Origin of the sequence: Actinokineospora diospyrosa, from assembly GCF_024171925.1 — a bacterium.
Taxonomy (GTDB): Bacteria; Actinomycetota; Actinomycetes; order Mycobacteriales; family Pseudonocardiaceae; genus Actinokineospora; species Actinokineospora diospyrosa.
In genome coordinates this window covers 211,126-230,317 of the sequence record NZ_JAMTCO010000014.1, presented here as the reverse complement: position 1 = coordinate 230,317, position 19,192 = coordinate 211,126, and the positions used below count along the sequence as shown (strand labels likewise).

Annotated in this window: 18 protein-coding genes; 6 read left to right on the top strand and 12 right to left on the bottom strand. The window is 71.5% G+C overall.

What is annotated here, in order from left to right; translation table 11 throughout:
• Window position 1 precedes the first annotated feature (1 nt).
• The 8 genes from LV75_RS27295 to LV75_RS27260 all read right to left on the bottom strand — a co-directional run bounded on the left by LV75_RS27295 (window position 2) and on the right by LV75_RS27260 (window position 12,532).
• A complete protein-coding gene (locus tag LV75_RS27295) occupies window positions 2-1,504 on the bottom strand; it encodes a glutamate synthase subunit beta (protein ID WP_253889909.1) in 1,503 nt (500 codons plus the stop codon).
• Window positions 1,497-6,062, bottom strand: a complete 4,566-nt coding sequence (gltB, locus tag LV75_RS27290; RefSeq protein WP_253889908.1) for a glutamate synthase large subunit — start codon at window positions 6,060-6,062, stop codon at window positions 1,497-1,499. The genes LV75_RS27295 and gltB overlap by 8 nt, the downstream gene beginning before the upstream one ends.
• Window positions 6,063-6,250: 188 nt before the next feature.
• Complete coding sequence (gene lgt, locus LV75_RS27285) at window positions 6,251-7,366, bottom strand: prolipoprotein diacylglyceryl transferase (protein WP_253889907.1); 1,116 nt, start codon at window positions 7,364-7,366, stop codon at window positions 6,251-6,253.
• Between the two features lie 83 nt (window positions 7,367-7,449).
• Complete coding sequence (trpA, locus tag LV75_RS27280) at window positions 7,450-8,244, bottom strand: tryptophan synthase subunit alpha (protein ID WP_253889906.1); 795 nt, start codon at window positions 8,242-8,244, stop codon at window positions 7,450-7,452.
• On the bottom strand, window positions 8,244-9,509 hold the full coding sequence (gene trpB, locus LV75_RS27275; RefSeq protein WP_372504236.1) for a tryptophan synthase subunit beta: 1,266 nt from the start codon (window positions 9,507-9,509) through the stop codon (window positions 8,244-8,246). The genes trpA and trpB overlap by 1 nt, the downstream gene beginning before the upstream one ends.
• Window positions 9,488-10,297: an indole-3-glycerol phosphate synthase TrpC gene (gene trpC / locus LV75_RS27270; RefSeq protein ID WP_253889904.1), complete on the bottom strand. Its 810-nt coding sequence runs from the start codon at window positions 10,295-10,297 to the stop codon at window positions 9,488-9,490. Before trpC ends, trpB begins: the two co-directional genes overlap by 22 nt.
• Before the next feature lie 113 nt (window positions 10,298-10,410).
• The gene (locus LV75_RS27265; RefSeq protein WP_253889903.1) at window positions 10,411-10,896 is read right to left on the bottom strand and encodes a Trp biosynthesis-associated membrane protein; all 486 of its coding nucleotides are present in this window, start codon (window positions 10,894-10,896) and stop codon (window positions 10,411-10,413) included.
• 76 nt (window positions 10,897-10,972) lie between these two features.
• Window positions 10,973-12,532 carry an anthranilate synthase component I gene (locus tag LV75_RS27260; protein ID WP_253889902.1) on the bottom strand — a complete coding sequence of 520 codons (1,560 nt, stop codon included), beginning with the start codon at window positions 12,530-12,532 and terminating at the stop codon, window positions 10,973-10,975.
• Between the two features lie 94 nt (window positions 12,533-12,626).
• Between LV75_RS27260 and LV75_RS27255 the strand changes: the two genes are divergently transcribed.
• Window positions 12,627-13,232, top strand: a complete 606-nt coding sequence (locus LV75_RS27255; protein ID WP_253889901.1) for a TetR/AcrR family transcriptional regulator — start codon at window positions 12,627-12,629, stop codon at window positions 13,230-13,232.
• On the opposite strand, the gene hisI is transcribed toward LV75_RS27255, so the two are convergent.
• The 3 genes from hisI to hisF are packed head-to-tail and all read right to left on the bottom strand — an operon-like array spanning window position 13,213 to window position 14,691.
• On the bottom strand, window positions 13,213-13,578 hold the full coding sequence (gene hisI / locus LV75_RS27250; RefSeq protein WP_253889900.1) for a phosphoribosyl-AMP cyclohydrolase: 366 nt from the start codon (window positions 13,576-13,578) through the stop codon (window positions 13,213-13,215). The genes LV75_RS27255 and hisI overlap by 20 nt on opposite strands.
• Window positions 13,565-13,921: a hypothetical protein gene (locus LV75_RS27245; RefSeq protein ID WP_253889899.1), complete on the bottom strand. Its 357-nt coding sequence runs from the start codon at window positions 13,919-13,921 to the stop codon at window positions 13,565-13,567. Before LV75_RS27245 ends, hisI begins: the two co-directional genes overlap by 14 nt.
• Window positions 13,918-14,691: an imidazole glycerol phosphate synthase subunit HisF gene (gene hisF, locus LV75_RS27240; protein ID WP_253889898.1), complete on the bottom strand. Its 774-nt coding sequence runs from the start codon at window positions 14,689-14,691 to the stop codon at window positions 13,918-13,920. The genes LV75_RS27245 and hisF overlap by 4 nt, the downstream gene beginning before the upstream one ends.
• A gap of 58 nt (window positions 14,692-14,749) precedes the next feature.
• Between hisF and LV75_RS27235 the strand changes: the two genes are divergently transcribed.
• Window positions 14,750-15,325: a TetR/AcrR family transcriptional regulator gene (locus tag LV75_RS27235; protein ID WP_253889897.1), complete on the top strand. Its 576-nt coding sequence runs from the start codon at window positions 14,750-14,752 to the stop codon at window positions 15,323-15,325.
• A gap of 108 nt (window positions 15,326-15,433) precedes the next feature.
• On the opposite strand, the gene LV75_RS27230 is transcribed toward LV75_RS27235, so the two are convergent.
• Window positions 15,434-15,952 carry a hypothetical protein gene (locus LV75_RS27230; RefSeq protein ID WP_253889896.1) on the bottom strand — a complete coding sequence of 173 codons (519 nt, stop codon included), beginning with the start codon at window positions 15,950-15,952 and terminating at the stop codon, window positions 15,434-15,436.
• A 100-nt stretch (window positions 15,953-16,052) separates the two neighbouring features.
• Between LV75_RS27230 and LV75_RS27225 the strand changes: the two genes are divergently transcribed.
• The 4 genes from LV75_RS27225 (at window position 16,053) to LV75_RS27210 (ending at window position 19,176) form a co-directional block, all read left to right on the top strand.
• Window positions 16,053-16,766 (top strand): ABC transporter ATP-binding protein, encoded by a 714-nt coding sequence (locus LV75_RS27225; RefSeq protein WP_253889895.1) that lies wholly within the window; start codon window positions 16,053-16,055, stop codon window positions 16,764-16,766.
• Entirely contained in the window at window positions 16,763-17,488 is a 726-nt protein-coding gene (locus tag LV75_RS27220; protein ID WP_253889894.1) for an ABC transporter permease, read from the top strand. Before LV75_RS27225 ends, LV75_RS27220 begins: the two co-directional genes overlap by 4 nt.
• Window positions 17,489-17,579: 91 nt before the next feature.
• Window positions 17,580-18,173, top strand: a complete 594-nt coding sequence (locus LV75_RS27215) for a S1 family peptidase (protein WP_253889893.1) — start codon at window positions 17,580-17,582, stop codon at window positions 18,171-18,173.
• Between the two features lie 52 nt (window positions 18,174-18,225).
• On the top strand, window positions 18,226-19,176 hold the full coding sequence (locus LV75_RS27210; RefSeq protein ID WP_253889892.1) for a hypothetical protein: 951 nt from the start codon (window positions 18,226-18,228) through the stop codon (window positions 19,174-19,176).
• Window positions 19,177-19,192: the final 16 nt, after the last annotated feature.

The following is a 19,192-nucleotide window of genomic DNA, read 5'->3' as shown; positions in this document are numbered from 1 at the left end:
ATCAGACCACGGACAAAGGCAACGCGTTAGGCCTAACAGGGGCGGGCAGATCCGACGCCCCGGTCAGGTACGCGTCGACGGCGTGAGCCACCGACCTTCCCTCAGCGATAGCCCACACCACCAACGAAGCCCCCCGATGCGCGTCACCACACACAAACACGCCCGGAGCCGCAGTCTGCCAATCCTGCCCACAGGACACGGTCCCGCGCGGGCTAAGAGTCAACCCCAGCCCGTCCAGCAACGGCATGTGTTCGACGCCTTCGAACCCGATCGCCAGCAGCACTAGGTCTGCGGGCAACTCCTGCACCTGATCCCCCACAGGCACAACAGAGCGCGCTCCCGTCGCCGGGTCCTTACGCACCTGGACCTCACGCAGCCGGATAGAGCTAACTGCGCCATCGCCCTCAAAGGACTCCACGGCAACAGCGAACCTCCGCGAGCCCCCCTCTTCATGCGCGGCGTAGGTGCGCAGAATCCACGGCCACACCGGCCATGGCGACCGCGAGTCGTCGCGCTGCGAAGGCGGCATCGGGTACTGGTCGAGCTGCGTGACCGACAGCGCCCCTTGGCGCACCGCCGTTCCATAGCAGTCAGCGCCAGTGTCGCCGCCGCCGATGATGACGACGTGCTTGCCGCGAGCGTCGATCGAGGTGGGCCCATCGCCCTCGCAGGCCCGGTTCGCGGGGACGAGGTGGTCCATGGCCAAGTGCACGCCACTCAGCGACCGGCCCGGTAGGTCTGTGTCGCGCCCGCGCAAGGCCCCCACAGCGAGCACGACAGCGTCGTAGTCGGCCCGCAGTTGGGACACCGGGAGCCCGGCGCCGCCGACCTCGCAGCCGGTCACGAACCGGGTCCCCTCGGCCCGCAGTTGCGCCAACCGCCGGTCGAGGACCTTCTTCTCCATCTTGAACTCGGGGATCCCGTACCTCAGCAACCCACCGAGCCGATCGTCGCGCTCGAACACGGTCACCTCGTGCCCGGCGCGGGTCAACTGCTGCGCCGCGGCGAGCCCGGCCGGACCGGAGCCCACGACCGCGACCCGCCGACCGGAGGACACCGCGGGGCGGACCGGTTCGACGTACCCGCGCTCCCAGGACACGTCCGCGATCGTGCTCTCCACCCGCTTGATCGCGACCGCCCCACCGGCGTCCGGCGAGATGGCCAGCACGCACGCCGCCTCGCACGGCGCGGGGCACAGCCTGCCGGTGAACTCGGGGAAGTTGTTGGTGGCGTGCAGCCGCTCCCCCGCCATCGCCCAGTCGCCGCGCCGGACCAGGTCGTTCCACTCGGGGATGAGGTTGCCCAGCGGGCAGCCAGCGGACCCGGAGTGGCAGAACGGGATGCCGCAGTCCATGCAGCGGCCCGCCTGGGTGCCGACCCGCTGGTCGCGCTCGGCCGCGGGCAGCTCCCGGTACACCTCGCGCCAGTCGCCGAGGCGCTCGTCGACCGGGCGCCTGGCCGCGTCCTCACGGCCGTGCCGCAGGAATCCGCTCGGGTCAGCCACGGGAGGCCTCCATGATCGCCGCGTCCACGTCCCTGCCCTCGGCGCGCGCCAACCGCACCGCGGCGAGCACCCGTTGGTAGTCGCGCGGCATGACCTTGGTGAACCCGGCGCCGCGGCGGGTCCAGTCGCCCAGCAGCGAGGCGGCGACCGCCGAGCCGGTGAGCTCGTGGTGGCGGGTGATCACCTCGCGCAGCCAGCGCATGTCCTGGGCTGCGGGTCGCTGCAGCTCCACCATGTCCTGGTTGACCAGCGCCGGGTCCAGGTCGAGCACGTAGCCGATGCCGCCGGACATGCCAGCCGCGAGGTTGCGCCCGGTCGACCCGAGCACCACCGCCCGGCCGCCGGTCATGTACTCGAAGGCGTGGTCGCCCACCCCCTCGGCGACCAGCACGGCGCCGGAGTTGCGCACACCGAACCGCTCACCGACCCGGCCGCGCAGGAACACCTCACCCGCGGTGGCGCCGTAGCCGATCACGTTGCCCGCGATGACCTGCTGCTCGGCCGCGAACACCGCGTCGGCGTGCGGGCGCACCACGATCCGCCCACCGGACAACCCCTTGCCCACGTAGTCGTTGGCGTCGCCGAGCAGTTCGATGGTGATGCCGCGCGGCAAGAACGCGCCCAGCGATTGTCCGGCTGAGCCGGTCAGCCGCACCTGGATCGTGCCGTCCGGTAGGCCATCCCCACCGAAACGGCGAGTCACCTCAGAACCGAGCAGCGTGCCAACGGTCCGGTTCACGTTCCGCACCGGTAGCTCCAACCGCACCGGGAGGGCGTCCTCTAGCGCGACTTCCGCCAACTGCACCAGGGTTCGATCCAGCGCGTGCGCCAGTCCGTGGTCCTGGGTTCGGACACGACGTCGAGCTGTGCCGTAAGGCGTGGCGGGCACGGTGAACACCGGCGTCAGGTCAAGCCCTTGCGCCTTCCAGTGCTCGACAGTGTCATCAGCCTCCAGCAGGTCCGCGTGCCCGATGGCGTCATCGAGCGTGCGGAACCCCAGTGCCGCCAGGTATTCCCGGACTTCTTCCGCGACGAACCGGAAGTAGTTGACGATGTGCTCGGCCTGACCGGTGTACCGCTCGCGCAGCACCGGGTTCTGCGTCGCCACGCCGACCGGACAGGTGTCCAGGTGGCACACCCGCATCATCACGCACCCGGCGACGACCAGCGGCGCGGTCGCGAACCCGTACTCTTCGGCGCCAAGCAGTGCGGCGACGACGACATCGCGGCCGTTCTTGAGCGCGCCGTCGACCTGCACGGTGATCCGGTCGCGCAACCCGTTGAGCACCAACGTCTGCTGCGTCTCGGCTAGCCCGATCTCCCACGGCGTTCCCGCGTGCTTAAGCGAGTTCAGCGGCGAGGCACCGGTACCGCCGTCGTGCCCGGAGATCAGCACCACGTCCGCGTGCGCCTTCGAAACACCTGCAGCGACCGTGCCGACCCCGACCTCAGACACCAGCTTCACGTGCACTCGTGCCCGCTCGTTGGCGTTCTTAAGGTCGTGGATCAGCTGCGCCAAGTCCTCGATGGAGTAGATGTCGTGGTGTGGCGGCGGAGAGATCAGCCCCACCCCGGCCGTCGAATGCCGGGTGCGCGCGATCCACGGGTACACCTTGTTCGGCGGCAACTGCCCGCCCTCGCCCGGCTTCGCACCCTGCGCCATCTTGATCTGGATGTCGTCGGCGTTGACCAAGTACTCGCTGGTGACCCCAAACCGACCGGACGCAACCTGCTTGATCGCCGAGCGGCGCACCGGGTCATAGAGCCGTTCCGGGTCTTCGCCGCCCTCACCGGTGTTGGACCTACCGCCGATCATGTTCATAGCGATCGCCAGCGTCTCGTGCGCCTCAGCTGAGATGGAGCCGTAGGACATCGCGCCCGTGTTGAACCGCGCCAAGATGGCCTCAACCGGCTCGACCTCGTCTAGCGGGATCGGCGTCGCAGCTTTCCGCAACCGGAACATCCCACGCAACGCTCCACCAGCACGGTTAAGCCGGTCGATCTCGGCGCTGTACTCCCGGTAGACCTCATTGCGGCCGGTACGCGTGGCGTGCTGAAGCAGGAACACGGTCTCTGGGGTGAACAAGTGCAGCTCACCCTCGCGCCTATAGGCGTACTCACCGCCCACGTCCAAACGCCGGTGGACCCTGTCAGCGGGATTGTCCGGGTAGGCCCGCCGGTGTCGGGTACGCGCTTCCGCGGCGATGACGTCCAGCCCGACTCCGCCGAGCTTCGACGTGGTCCCGGTGAAGTACTCGTCGAGCACCCCCTGGGCCAGGCCGAAGGACTCGAAGACCTGCGCGGCGGTGTACGCGCCGACGGTCGAGATGCCCATCTTCGACATGATCTTCAGAACGCCCTTGACCAGCGCCTTCACGTAGTTGCGCACCGCGGTGACCGGCTCGACACCGGTGATCGCGCCGTGCGAGATCAGGTCCTCGATGGTCTCGAACGCCAGGTACGGGTTCACCGCGGCCGCGCCGTAGCCCAGCAGCAGCGCGACGTGGTGCACCTCGCGGGCGTCACCGCTCTCCACCACCAGCGCCACCCGCAGCCGCTCCCTGGTGCGCACCAGGTGGTGGTGCACGGCGGAGACGAGCAGCAGCGACGGGATCGGCGCCATCCGGTGGTCGGAGTCGCGGTCCGACAGCACCAGGGTCCGCGCACCCGCGGCGATCGCGGCCGAGGCCTCCCGCCGCACCCGCTCGACGGCCGAGCCGAGCGCGGCCCCACCGCCGTCCACTTCGTACAGTCCGGAGAGGACGGTGCAGGCGTGGCCGGGGAGGTCGCCGTCGTCGTTGACGTGGATGAGCTTGGCCAGCTCGTCGTTGTCGATCACCGGGTACGGCAGCTGGATGTGGCGGCAGGACGCCGGTCCCGGCTCCAGCAGGTTCTGCTCCGGCCCCATGATCCGCTGCACCGAGGTGACGATCTCCTCGCGGATGGCGTCCAGCGGCGGGTTCGTCACCTGGGCGAAGATCTGCTTGAAGTAGTCGTAGAGCAGCCGGGCCCGCTGCGACAGCGCCGCGGGCGGGGTGTCGGTGCCCATCGACCCGATCGGCTCCGCCCCGGTGACCGCCATCGGGGTGAGCAGGATCTTGAGCTCCTCCTCGGTGTAGCCGAAGGTCAGCTGCCTGCGGCGCACCGACTCGTGCGGCTGCACCACGTGCTCGCGGTCGGGCAGGTCGGCGATCTTGAGCAGCCCGGCGTGCAGCCACTCCTCGTACGGGTGCCTGGCGGCCAGCGCGGCCTTGACCTCCTGGTCGTCGACCACCCGACCGGCGGCGGTGTCGACCAGGAACATCCGGCCCGGCTGCAGCCGCCCCTTGGCGACCACCCGCTCCGGCGGCACGTCGAGCACCCCGGTCTCGCTCGCCAGCACCACCCGGTCGTCGGCCAGCCGCCACCACCGCGCGGGCCGCAGCCCGTTGCGGTCGAGCACCGCGCCGACCAGCGACCCGTCGGTGAAGGTCACGCACGCGGGCCCGTCCCACGGCTCCATCAGGCTGGCGTGGAACTGGTAGAACGCCCGCAGGGCCGGGTCCATCGCGGTGTGGTTCTCCCACGCCTCCGGGATCATCATCAGCACCGCGTGCGGCAGGCTCCGGCCACCCAGGTGCAGCAGCTCGAGCACCTCGTCGAACGACGCCGAGTCCGAGCCGTCCGGGTCGACGACCGGGAACAACCGGCTCAGGTCACCGGGCAGCAGGCTGGCCGACAGCAGCGCCTCACGCGCGCGCATCCGGTTCCGGTTGCCGCGCACCGTGTTGATCTCACCGTTGTGCGCGACGAACCGGAACGGGTGCGCCAGCGGCCACGACGGGAACGTGTTGGTGGAGAAGCGCGAGTGCACCAGCGCGATGGCGCTGCGCAGCCGGGGATCGCGCAAGTCGGGGAAGAACGCGGGCAGCTGCGCGGTCGTCAGCATTCCCTTGTAGACCAGCGTCCGCGAGGACAGCGAAGGGAAGTACACCCCGCAGCCCGCGGCGACGCTGTCGTGTTCGACCCGCTTGCGCAAGCAGTACACCAGCCGGTCCAGGTCGATCCCGGTCGGACTGACGCCCTCGGCGTCGGGGTACCCGGTGAGCAGCGGCATCGCGAAGTGCGGCATCACCGACCGCGCGGTGGGACCGATGTCGGCGGCGTCCGGGTCGACCGGGACCGGCCGCCAGCCCAGCAGCCGCAACCCCTCCTGCTCGGCGATCCGCCCGACCAGCGCCATCGCCTCGGCGCGGCGGTCCTGGTCGGCGGGCAGGAAGGCCAGGCCGGTGGCGTAGCCGTGGGCGCCGTGCTCGTCCGGGTCGGGCAGGGTGAACCCGACCTCGGCGCGCAGCAGGTCGTCCGGTAGTTGCACCAGGATGCCCGCGCCGTCGCCGCTGGTCGGCTCGGCCCCGGCCGCGCCGCGGTGCTCCAGGTTGGCCAACGCGGTCAGCGCGTCCACGACGATGCCGTGCGAGCGGCGGCCCTGGATGTCGGCGACCATGGCCACGCCGCAGGAATCCCGTTCGGCCGCCGGGTCGTAGAGGCCGTCCGGGCGCGGAAAGGCCGAGAACAGCATGGGAAGGCCTCCTGTCTGCGATCGCGCGCTCAGCCGGTGGCGCACGGGGCGCAGACCGGTGCTGGGCGCGGGACGGCAGCGGCCCGCGAGGTGTGTGGTTCGAGCTTAACAGCCCGGAAACAGGCTCGACACTCGTCGCGGGGCGCGACACCCGTCGCAGGCGGAGTCACCCGTCGCGGGCGACACCCCTACGACTTGCTGGGCACGTCCTTGTCGCCCGCCTCGGCACGGTCACCTTGGGACACGGTGTCCTTCTTGGGCGCGTCCTCGTCGTCCGTGCCGCTGTCCGTGTCGCTGTCCGTGCCACTGCCCGGGGTGTCGCCGTCTGGCTCGTCGTCCGACTCGTCGTCGATGTCATCGTCAGCGGTGTCGGGCTCGCCCTCGGCCTTGGCCGCGTCGTCCGGCTGGGACGGCGCCGTCAGCACCGACAGGTCCTCCCGCGGGCCGCGCCGCCCGGCGAGCACGAAGTACACCAGCGCGCCGAGGAACAGCAGGATGGACGTCCACACGTTGATCCGCAGCCCGAGCACCATGGTCGCCGGGTCGGTGCGCATCATCTCGATGAGACCGCGGCCCAGGGTGTACCCGGCCACGTAGATGGCGAACGCGCGGCCGTGGCCCAGTCGCAGCTTGCGGTCGAGCAGCACCACGAGGACCGCGATCAGCAGGTTCCAGACGAGTTCGTAGAGGAACGTCGGGTGGACCGGGCTGCCGTCGATGAGCGTGTGGTCGATGGCGACGCCGTTGAGCGGGTCTTCTTGCCCGAACTCGTTGACGCGGCGGTAGATCTCCAGGCCCCAGGGCAGGTCGGTAGGCCCGCCGTAGAGCTCTTGGTTGAAGTAGTTGCCGATGCGACCGATCGCTTGAGCCGTGATGATCCCGGGCGCGATGGCGTCGGCGAACGCCGGTAGCGGCACCCCCTTGCGGCAGCACCCGATCCACGCACCCACAGCGCCCAGCGCGATGGCACCCCAGATACCCAGCCCGCCGTCCCAGATGCGCAGCGCGTTGAGCGGGTTCTTACCCTCACCGAAGTACCGGTAGTAGTCCGTGGCGACGTGGTAGAGCCTGCCGCCGACGAGCCCGAACGGCACCGCGTACACAGCCACGTCGAGCACCGTGCCCGGCTGCCCACCGCGCGCGACGAAGCGCTTCTCACCCCAGTAGATGGCCACGATGATGCCCGCGATGATGCACAGCGCGTAGGCCCGCAGCGGGAGGGTGAAGATCCCCAGATCGAGCTCCCAGACACCTCTGTCGGGACTGGGGATGCTCGCGAGGATGTGGGTCGAGGCGCTCGTCACGGGGGCTACGGTAACGGGACCGGGTGGCCTTGCCGTGAAGTGGTGCCCCTACCGGCAGCGATGGGAAGGGCACGCACTCCAGTTCACCCGATTGGCGCCCTGGCGGTGCGCACCCCGTCGGCCAGTTCCGCCGCCAGAGCCCGCACGCCGGGTACGCCTTCTTCGGCGCGCGTGACGAAGGCGGAGCCCACGATCACCGCGTCCGCGAACGACGCCACCTCGGCGGCCTGCGCGCCCGAGCGGACGCCGAGACCGACGCCGATCGGCAGGGAAGTGTGTGCCCGCGTCCGCTCCACCAGGCCCGCCGCCGCGCCGCCGACCTGGTCGCGGGCGCCGGTGACGCCCATGACCGCGGTGGCGTAGACGAAGCCGGAGGAGGCGGCGACGGTGCTGGCGATGCGCTCCTCCGAGGAGGACGGGGCGACCAGGAAGATCCGGTCGAGGCCGTGCGCCTCGGATGCGGCCAGCCAGTCGGCGCCCTCGTCCGGGATCAGGTCCGGGGTGATGACGCCCAGGCCACCGGCCGCGGCGAGGTCGCGGGAGAACGCGTCGACGCCGTAGCGGAAGACCGGGTTCCAGTAGGTCATCACGACGGCCTTGCCGCCCGCCTGGGACACCGCCTCGACGACGGTGAACAGGTCGCGCAGCCGGAAGCCCGCCTTCAGCGCGGTCTCGGCGGCGGCCTGGATGACCGGGCCGTCCATGACCGGGTCGGAGTAGGGCACGCCGACCTCGACCAGGTCGCAGCCCGCGTCGATCATGCCCTTGAGCAGGTCGATGGAGCCGTCGACGGTCGGGAACCCGGCGGGCAGGTAGCCGATGAGCGCGCCCCGGCCCTCGCCGCGGGTCCGCTCGAACACCGGGTCCAGCCCGCCCATCAGGACTCCTCGTAAAAGCCGAAGTACTTCGCCGCGGTGTCCATGTCCTTGTCACCGCGACCGGACAGGTTCACCAGGATGTGCCCGTCGGGCCCGAGTTCCTGCCCGAGCTTGAGCGCACCGGCCAGGGCGTGCGACGACTCGATGGCCGGGATGATGCCTTCGGTGCGCGACAAGAGCTGGAAGGCGTGCATCGCCTCGGCGTCGGTCGCGGACCGGTACTCGGCGCGGTCGGTGTCCTTGAGCCAGGCGTGCTCCGGGCCGACGCCCGGGTAGTCCAGGCCCGCGGAGATCGAGTAGGCCTCGATGGTCTGGCCGTCCTCGTCCTGCAGCAGGTACGACAGGGCGCCGTGCAGCATGCCCGGGCTGCCCTCGCTCAGCGTCGCGCCGTGCTCGCCGGTCTCGATGCCCTTGCCGCCGGGCTCGATGCCGACCAGCCGCACACCCGGGTCGTCGATGAACCCGTGGAAGATGCCGATCGCGTTGGACCCGCCGCCAACGCACGCGGCGACGGCGTCGGGCAACCTGCCGGTCAGCTCCAGGAACTGGGCGCGCGCCTCGATCCCGATCACCTTGTGGAAGTTGCGCACCATCACCGGGAACGGGTGCCCACCGGCCGCCGTGCCGAGCAGGTAGTGCGTGGAGTCCACATTGGTCACCCAGTCGCGCAGCGCCTCGTTGATGGCGTCCTTGAGCGTGCGCGAGCCGGACTTGACCGGGATGACCTCGGCGCCGAGCAGCTTCATCCTGGCGACGTTGAGCGCCTGCCGCTGGGTGTCGACCTCGCCCATGTACACGACGCAGTCCAGGCCCATCAGCGCGCACGCGGTCGCGGTGGCCACCCCGTGCTGGCCGGCGCCGGTCTCGGCGATGACCCGCTTCTTGCCCATCCGCTTGGTGAGCAACGCCTGGCCGAGCACGTTGTTGATTTTGTGCGACCCGGTGTGGTTGAGGTCCTCGCGCTTGAGGAACACCCGCGCCCCACCCGCGTGCTCGGCGAAGCGCGGCGCCTCGGTGAGCAGCGACGGCCTACCGGCGTAGTCGCGCAGCAGCCGGGTGAACTCGGCGGTGAACTCCGGGTCCAGCCGCGCCTTGTCGTACTCGGCCGAGAGCTCGTCGAGCGCGCCGATCAGCGCCTCCGGCATGAACCGACCGCCGTAGGGGCCGAAGTGGCCCTTTGTGTCGGGGTCGTGCTGGCCCGGCTGGTGCGGGTCCGCGGCGGCCGGGACCTGGTGCTCCCCGGTCATCGACCCGGCCTCGGGCACGCCGGGTGCGAGCCAGCCGTGACCAGCTGCACCAGGGCGGCCTTGGGGTCGTCGGTGGCGACCAAGCCCTCGCCGACCAGCACGGCGTCCGCGCCAGCGCCCGCGTAGGTCATCAGGTCGCTCGGCCCGCGAACACCGGACTCGGCGATCTTGATGGTCTCCATCGGCAGCCCGGGGGCCAGCCTGCCGAAGACGTCCCGGTCGACCTCGAGGGTGTGCAGGTTGCGCGCGTTGATGCCGATGACCCGCGCGCCCGCCTCCAAGGCGCGGTCGGCCTCCTCCGCGGTGTGCACCTCGACCAGCGCGGTCATGCCCAGCGACTCGACCCGGTCCAGCAGCGAGGCCAGCGCGTTCTGCTCCAACGCGGCCACGATCAGCAGCACCAGGTCGGCGCCGTGCGCGCGGGCCTCGTGCACCTGGTACGGGCTGACGATGAAGTCCTTGCGCAGCAACGGGATGTCGACCTGGGCGCGGACCGCGTCGAGGTCGGCGAGCGACCCGCCGAAGCGGCGCTGCTCGGTGAGCACGCTGATGACCCGCGCGCCCGCCGCCTCGTAGTCCTTGGCCAGCGCGGCCGGGTCGGCGATGGCGGCCAGCTCGCCCTTGGACGGGCTGCGCCGCTTGACCTCGGCGATGACGCCGACGTCGGAGCCGCGCAGCGCGGTGAGCGCGTCGCGCGGTGGCGCCGCCTTGGCCGCCAACTCCTTGATGGTGTCGAACGGGATGGTCGCCTCACGCGCGGCGAGGTCTTCCCGGACGCCGTCGATGATCGTGTCCAGAGTGCTCACCGCGCACCTCGAACCGATGTCTGGCTGGTGTAGTCCCTCACAACCACTGCCCCTTCCCGCCGAATTGATGCTAACTCCGGCCCTTCCCCCACCTCGGAACCGGGTCCTCGCTCTCAGTTCGGCGGTCGCCGGAGCGTAGGGTCCTGGCCCTCCGACAGCGCCGCCCACAGGTCTTCCTCCACCCGCGCGGACTCTTTCGCCGCTCCCGGGCTGCGGTAGCGGCCACCGAGGCGGGGAGCCCGGTGCCCGGTGACGACGAGCAGCACCCCGGCGGCGAGCATCAGCACCCCGCCAGCCACGGCCAGCGCCCGGCCAGCGAACTCGGCGCCCACCGTGAGGCCGGACCACACCGGAACGAGGCCCAGCAGGCCCACAGCGGCACCGAGCAGCCGCCGCCAGAGCCCGCTGAGCGCCAGGGCCCCGGCGATCGCGGCGAGGGCCAGCACGGCGAGGGGCACCAGCGCGGGGACGAGCTCCTCGCCTGGCACGGCCGCGGTCGTGGTGGCGTCGGTCCCCGGCCTGGCGCGCACGGTGTGCTCCCACGGCAGCCGCGCGGCGCCCCAGAGGGCGGCGGCCGACACCGGGAGCAGGACCGCCACGATCCACAGTGGACGTCTTCCCGCCGCGCCGGGCGCCGGGTCGGGTGCCGGTACTGGTGCCGGCCCTGCCGCCGGGTCAGTCACGGGCACCGGTCGCCGGACGCATGGTCTCGGCGGTGGCGATGGCGGCGAGCACGGCGCCCGCCTTGTTGACGCACTCGGTGTCCTCGGCCGCGGGGTTCGAGTCGGCGACCACACCGGCCCCGGCCTGCACGTACGCCACGCCGTCGCGGATCAGCGCGGTGCGGATGGCGATCGCGGTGTCGCCGTCGCCCGCGAAGTCGAGGTAGCCGACCACGCCGCCGTAGAGGCCGCGCCTGGTCGGTTCCAGCTCCTCGATGAGCTCCATCGCGCGCGGTTTGGGTGCCCCGGAGAGGGTGCCCGCGGGGAAGCAGGCGGCGACCGCGTCGAAGGCCGTCTTGCCCTCGGCCAGTTCGCCGGTGACGGTCGAGACGATGTGCATGACGTGGCTGTAGCGCTCGACCCGGAAGAAGTCGACGACCTGCACGGTGCCCGGCTTGCAGACCCGGCCCAGGTCGTTGCGGCCCAGGTCGACCAGCATGACGTGCTCGGCGCGCTCCTTCTCGTCGGCGAGCAGGTCCTTTTCCAGGATCTGGTCCTCCTCCGGGTCCACCCCGCGCCACCGGGTCCCGGCGATGGGGTGCGTGGTCGCCCGCCCGTCGCGCACGGTGACCAGGGCCTCCGGGCTGGAGCCGACGATGCTGAAGCCGTCCAGGCGCAGCAGGTACATGTACGGGCTGGGGTTGGTGGTCCGCAGCACCCGGTAGATGTCGAGCGGGTCGGCCTGGGTGCGCATCTCGAAGCGCTGCGACAGCACGATCTGGAACGCCTCGCCCGCGCGGATGGCCTCCTTGGCCGAGAGCACCGCGGCCTGGAACTCCGCCGGTTCGCGCCTGCGGGTGTACTCGGGGGTGGGCCGGTCGAAGGTGGCCGCGGTGGGGGCGGCGGGGGTCTGCAGGCCCAGGACCATCGCGTCGAGCCTGGCCACCGCGTCGTCGTAGGCGGCGTCGACCCGCTCCGGGGAGTCGTCCCAGTTCACCGCGTTGGCGATGAGGGTGATGGTGCCCTCGTGGTGGTCGAGCGCGGCCAGGTCGGTGGCCAGCAGCATGACCAGTTCCGGCAGGTCGAGGTCGTCCTCGGCGAGGTCGGGCAGCCGCTCCAGGCGGCGCACCGCGTCGTAGCCGATGAAGCCGACCATGCCGCCGGTCAGCGGGGGCAGGCCGGGCAGCGGGTCGGTGTGCAGCAGCCGGACCGTCTCGCGCAGCGCGTCGAGCGGGTCACCGCCCTGCGGCAGGCCGATCGGCGGGGTGCCGGTCCAGTGCGCCTCGCCGCCGGTGGCGGTCAGCGCGGCGGGGCTGCGCACGCCGACGAAGGACCAGCGCGACCAGGAGCGGCCGTTCTCGGCGGACTCCAGCAGGAAGGTGCCCGGCCGGTCGCCCGCGAGCTTGCGGTACACCCCGACCGGGGTCTCGGCGTCGGCGAGCACCCGCCGGACCACCGGGATGACCCGCCGGTCGGCCGCCAGGGCGTGGAACTGCTCCCTGGTGGGACTCACCTCTCCCATGCCGCCCGTCGCCAGGGCGGGACGGGACGGGACACCGATCGCGCTCACCATGGCGTCATTCTGCCGTGCGGCCGCTACCGCTTTCCGCCCGGGCCATATTTCAACACGCGTTGAGCACCACGGGCCGACAGGGCATGATGGTCGGGTGACAACGGCGAACGGCGAACGCCGCCGGGGCAGGCGGCCCGGTGGCACCGACACCAGGACCGCGCTGCTGACCGCGGCCCGCGAGGTCTTCACCGAGCAGGGCTACGACGGTGCCACCGTGCGCGCCATCGCCCGCAAGGCGGGGGTGGACGCGGCGATGGTCAACCACTGGTTCGGCGGCAAGGAGGCGCTGTTCGCCGAGGCGGTGCTGCAACTGCCGTTCAACCCGCGCGAGCGCATCGCCGAGGTGCTCGGCGGCGGCGACCCGGCCACCCTCGGCGAGCGGATCGTGCGCACCTTCCTGACCATCTGGGACGCCCACGGCGGCGGTGTCTTCGCCGCGCTGATCCGCAGCGTCGCCGCGCACGAGCAGGTCGCCAACGCCCTGCGCCAGTTCTTCCACGACAACGTGTTCAGCCAGTTCGCCGGGGTGGCCGAGGACCACGGCGAACTGCGCGCCAACCTGGTGGCCTCGCAGATGATCGGCCTGGGGGTGGTCCGCTACGTCGCGCGGTTCGACCCGATCACCACCTCGGACGCGGAGGCGGTGGTCAAGGCGGTGGGGCCGACGCTGCAGCGCTACCTCACCGGTCCGCTGGACTGAGCCCCGGGTCGAGCAGCGGGCGGGCGTCGAAGCAGGTGCGGTCGCCGGTGTGGCAGGCGCCGCCGGTCTGCTCGACGACGAGCAGCACGGCGTCGCCGTCGCAGTCGAGGCGGACGTCGTGCACGGTCTGGGTGTTGCCCGAGGTGGCGCCCTTGACCCACAGTTCGCCGCGGCTGCGGGAGAAGTAGGTGGCCCGGCGGGTGGCCAGCGTCAGGCGCAGCGCCTCGTCGTTCATCCACGCCACCATCAGGACCTCGCCGGTCCCCCGCTGCTGCGCCACCGCGCACACCAAGCCGTCCGCGGTGCGCTTGAGCAACCCCGCGATCGCCGGGTCAAGACTGGTCACCGGTCACCTTTCCCGTGAACACCCGCGCCGGGCGGGTCAGCACCAACACGACCGCGTACACGTGCGCCGCGGCCAACACCCCCGAGCCGATCCGGATCCACAGCGCCACGGCGCTCAACGCGATCGCGGCGTGCGCGACGGCGGCGAGCGCGGCGAACACCACGACCGGGGTGGCGAACTTCCCGGCGAACACGCTGGCGCCTGCCAGCACGCCGATGGCGCCGAGCAGCACCGGGAAGGTCAACGCGCCGGAGTCGTTGCGCGCCAACCCGAGGCCGACGAACGCGAGCGCGGCGCCGACCAGCAGCAGGCTCGCGACCTTGACCTCCAGCGGGCGGGTCACCGGACCTCGACCCCGGCGCCGCGCAGCGTGTCCTTCACCTCGCCGATCCGCAACTGTCCGAAGTGGAACACGCTGGCCGCGAGCACCGCGTCGGCGCCCTCGGCCACCGCGGGCGGGAAGTGCGACAGGTCGCCCGCGCCGCCGCTGGCGATCAGCGGGACGTCCACCCTGGCCCGGACGAGGCGGATCAGCTCCAGGTCGAACCCGGCCTTGGTGCCGTCGGCGTCCATGGAGTTCAGCAGGATCTCCCCGACGCCCAACTCCTGGCCCCTGGCGGCCCACTCGACGGCGTCGATGCCGGTGCCCCGGCGCCCGCCGTGCGTGGTGACCTCGAACCCGGACGGGGTCGGCTGGGCGCCCTCGGGCACCCGGCGGGCGTCGACCGACAGCACGACGCACTGGGCGCCGTATCGGCGGGAGGCCTCGCCGAGGAACTCGGGCCGGGCGATGGCGGCGGTGTTGACGCCGACCTTGTCCGCGCCAGCGCGCAGCAGCCGGTCGATGTCCTCGACGGTGCGCACGCCGCCGCCGACGGTCAGCGGGATGAACACCTGCTCGGCGGTCCGGCGCACCACGTCCAGCGTGGTCTCGCGGTCCGAAGAGGACGCGGTGACGTCCAGGAACGTCAGTTCGTCGGCCCCTTCGGCGTCGTAGGCCGCCGCGAGCTCGACCGGGTCCCCGGCGTCGACGAGATCGGTGAAGTTGACCCCCTTGACCACCCGCCCACCGTCGACGTCGAGGCAGGGGATCACACGGACCGCTACTGGCATGCCCCCGAGCCTACGGGGCCGCGATACTGGACCGAGTGACCGGGCGAAACGGAGCCAGATGACCAGGAGCGGCCGCCGACCAGGCCCCACCGAGACCCGCGCGCACATCCTCGCCGCCGCCCGCGCCCAGTTCGCCGCGCACGGCTACCGGGGCGCCACCATCCGCGCCATCGCCACCGACGCCGGCGTCAACCCGGCGCTGGTGCACCACTTCTTCGGCAGCAAGGAGAAGGTCTTCGCCGCCGCCCTCGACCTCCCGCTCAACCCGGACCTGGTGGTCACCACCCTGCTGGCCGGCCCGCGCGACGAGATCCCCGAACGCCTGGTCCGCCTGTTCCTCACCCTGTGGTCGGCCCCCGAGTCGTCGAAGTCCCTGCACGCCCTGATCCGCTCGATCTCCACCAGCGAAGCCGCGGCCGCGATGCTGCGCCAATTCCTGGAACGCGCGATGCTCGCGAAGGTCACCGAAGCCCTCGGCATCCCCCGCCTGCGCGCCACCGCCATCGCGTCCCACCTGGTCGGCCTGGCCCTGGTCCGCTACATCATCAAGGTAGAACCCCTAGCCTCCGCCACCGACGACGAAGTAGTCGCCCTCCTAACCCCAGTCCTGCGGCTGTACCTCACCAAGGACTAGCCCTCTCTCCTTTGGTGACGAGCCGCCTGCTCCGCGTGCTGTCACAGTGATCACGCCTCGCACTCTGGGGCAGATCCACCGCCAGCAACCAATCCACGGGACAGAGAGCTAAACCCCCGCCCGCCACCGAGCGAACCGATCAGCCACCTCACCCGCCTGGTCGAGCATCGTCTTCGCGCTCACCCGGACCTCCTCCAACTCCAGGTCCCGATCCACCATCGCCGCCGCGCGGCCGTCTGGGCTGCGCCAGCGGCTTTGGGCGCGTTTCTCCAGGGACACGGCCCGGCGGAGTTGGGAGATGGCGCGGTGGTCGGCGCGGACGAGTTCGCGGCGCAGGGGGATCAGCAGGACCAGGAAGCGGTGCGCGGCCGTGCTGACGTCGAGGCGGGCCATTTCTTGGGCTTCTCGGGTGCGGGTGGCGAAGTCGTCGTCCATGTCGAAGGCGGCGAGGACGCGTTCGAGGGCGTCGGCGGCGGCGCCACCGGCGTCGAGGTCGGCGATGGCCGAGTCCCAGGTGGCGATGGCGGCGCGCAGCCGGGTGAGGAAGGTGTCCGGGGCGGGGTCGCCGCGCAAGGGGGTCCTGCCCAACTCGTCGATGAGGGCGGTCAGGGCGGAGTCGGCGGGCATCGGAGGACCTCCGGTTTGGTGAGGGTGATCACGCTAGGACCTGGCACGCACCGGGTGAAGACCTTGACGGGGGAAACTCATCGCGCGCAGAATTAAACGCATGGCTAATTCTGTCGTCACCGTCACCGGGCTGCGGGTCGTCCGCGGTGGCCGCGACGTGCTGCGCGGCGTGGGGTTCGAGATCCCGCGCGGCTCGGTCACCGGGCTCCTCGGCCCCAGTGGCTGCGGCAAGACCACCCTGATGCGCGCCGTCGTCGGCGTGCAGCTCGTCGCCGAGGGGACCGTCGAGGTGCTGGGCAGGCCCGCGGGCCACCCGGCCCTGCGCTCGCGCGTCGGCTACGCCACCCAGAACCCCGCCGTCTACGCGGACCTGACCGTCGCCGAGTGCCTGCGCTACTTCGCCGCCGTGCTCGGCGCCCCCGCCGCCGACGTCGACCGGGTGCTCACCGAGGTCGACCTCGCCGACCGGGCGGGCCAGCTGGTCGGCAGCCTCTCCGGCGGTCAGCGCGGCCGGGCGAGCCTGGCCGTCGCCCTGCTCGGCTCCCCCGAGCTGCTGGTGCTCGACGAGCCGACGGTCGGCCTGGACCCGGTGCTGCGCGAGGACCTGTGGGACCTGTTCCACCGCCTCGCCGCGGCCGGGACCACGCTCGTGGTGTCCAGCCACGTGATGGACGAGGCCGCGCGCTGCGACCGGCTGCTGTTCCTGCGCGAGGGCGCGGTCCTGGCCGACGACACCCCGGACGGCCTGCGCGCCGAGACCGGGCAGGCGGACCTGGAGCAGGCGTTCCTGCGGTTGGCGAGGGCGGCGGCGTGAAGGCGACCGTCACCGCGCGGCGGGTGCTGACCCAGCTGCGCCACGACCCGCGCACCATCGTGATGCTGCTCCTGGTGCCGACCCTGCTGATGACCCTGCTGCGGTTCGTCTTCAACGACGAGCACGCCTTCAGCCGCACCGCGCCCGCGCTGCTCGGCGTCTTCCCGTTCGTGATCATGTTCCTGGTCGCCTCGGTGACCACCCTGCGCGAGCGCACCACCGCCACCCTCGAGCGGCTGATGACCATGCCGATGGGCAAGCTGGACCTGATCCTGGGCTACGCCATCGCTTTCGGCGCCATCGCGGTCGTCCAGGTCGGGATCGCGACGGTGGTCAGCGTGCTGTGGCTGGGCTTGTCGGTCGTCGGTTCGGTGTGGACACTGCTGCTGATCGCGGTCCTGGACGCGTTGCTGGGCATGGCGTTGGGCCTGTTCGTGAGCGCGTTCGCGACCAGCGAGTTCCAGGCGATCCAGTTCATGCCGCTGTTCGTGCTGCCGCAGTTCCTGCTGTGCGGGCTGTTGCAGCCGCGGGAGCGGATGGGCTGGTTGCTGGAGTGGCTGTCGGACGTGATGCCGCTGTCCTACGCCGTCGACGCCCTCACCCGGGTCACCCGGTCCGCGGACTTCGACGGCACGCTGGTGCGCGACCTGGTGGTGGTCGCGGGCTGCGTCGTGGTCGCGCTCGGGCTCGGCGCGGGGACACTGCGGCGCCAGACGGCCTGAACGGGAACGACCTAGTCCGATCAGCGGATTCCGGTGTGTCCGGTTCGGGCCGTACCGTCGGGTGTTGCCCTTTCCGGGAAAGGCGGCTCCCATGCGGTTCTCGGCACGGTTCCTCACTGCGCTGTGCGCCATCGCGTTCATCGTCCTCACCGCACCGACGGCGTCCGCGGGGCAGATCCTGGTCGGCGGCGACCGGATCGTGCTCAACGGCAAGGTCTGCGTGATCGGCTTCAACGCGCGCACCCCCGCGGGCGCCCGCAAGATCATCACGTCCGGGGCCTGCGCGGGGACGACCGCCCCGGTCGGCGTGGTCGACGCGCCAGCCGACTCGACCTCGACGCCGCTGGTGCGCACCGGTCCCGCCTCGACGGCGGTGGTGAAGGGCGCCACCGAGGCCGCGATCGGCGCGCAGGTCTGCCGCTACGGCCCGACGACCGGCTGGCGCTGCGGCGTGGTCCAGGCCAAGAACCAGACGGTCAACTACCCCGGCGGCACGGTCACCGGCCTGACCCGCACCAGCATGTGCGTCGAACCCGGTGACGCGGGCGGCCCGGTGCTGGCGGGCAACCAGGCCCAAGGCGTCATCGTCGGCGGCTCCGGGAACTGCACTTCTGGCGGCACCAGCTACTTCCTGCCGATCCGCCACACCCTCAGCGCCTATGGTCTGGTCCTGTACACGGGGTGATCGCCTACCATCCGTTCCCGAGTGGAGACACGAGGATCATTCGGGGGCAGTCATGGGTCGTCCAGGTCGGTTAGCCGTGCTCGGGATCGCCGTGCTGATGGCGGTGTCCGGCTGCACGCAGGTGGTCGCACCACCACCGCACAAGGCCAAACCGGTGCCGAACTACAAGCCCGCACCGGTCGACGTGAAGAAGATCCTCGGCGATCTGCCGACGCTGGACCCGTGCTCGCTGATCGAGCCAGCGGACTTCGGCGGCGGGAAGATCATCGGTTCCGGTTCCTGGGACGAGTGCCCGCTGACGCTGCCGACCGGGACCGGGCAGGTGACGGTGACCGTCGGCGCGATCGACAAGGTCGAGGCCTTCGCCGCGGTGTCCACACCGGAGGAGAAGGACGGCTTCACCACCTCGGTCTACTCCAGTCCGATGGCCCCGTGCGGCAGGCTGCTGCACCTGGGCGACGGCACGGCGCTGTCGGTGCACGTGCTCCGACCGGGCGAGGGCAGCGGCACCGCCGTGTGCCCGCAGATCGCCACGGGCTTCGACAAGATGCTGCAGCGCCTGCGGAAGAACCCGAAGGTGGTCAAGCACAGCACGTTCGCGCCCGGCTCGATGGCGGCACTGGACCCGTGCGCGGTCGTCCCGCCCGCCGCGGTCGCGGCGTTCCCGACGCGCAAGTCCTGGCCCGCCAAGCACACCTGCGAGTGGTCGGACCCCGCGCAGAGCACGGCACGGGTGATCTTCGGACTCACCTCGCCGTCGCTGCACACGCCGTTCCCGATGATCACCGTGGCGGGCAGGCAAACCGAGAAGTTCGACATCCCCAGCGGCAACGACTCCACCTGCATCCTGTCGACCAACGGGCGCCCGGCCGGGCGTACCGACGGGCAGGTGGAGAGTGCCTCGCTCGCGCTGACCCTGCGCGGCACCCGCGACACCGCGGCCACCTGCGCCCAAGCCGTGCTGATGGCGGAGCAGATCTGGCCGGTGGTGCCGCCCGCGTGATCGGCGGGCGGCACCG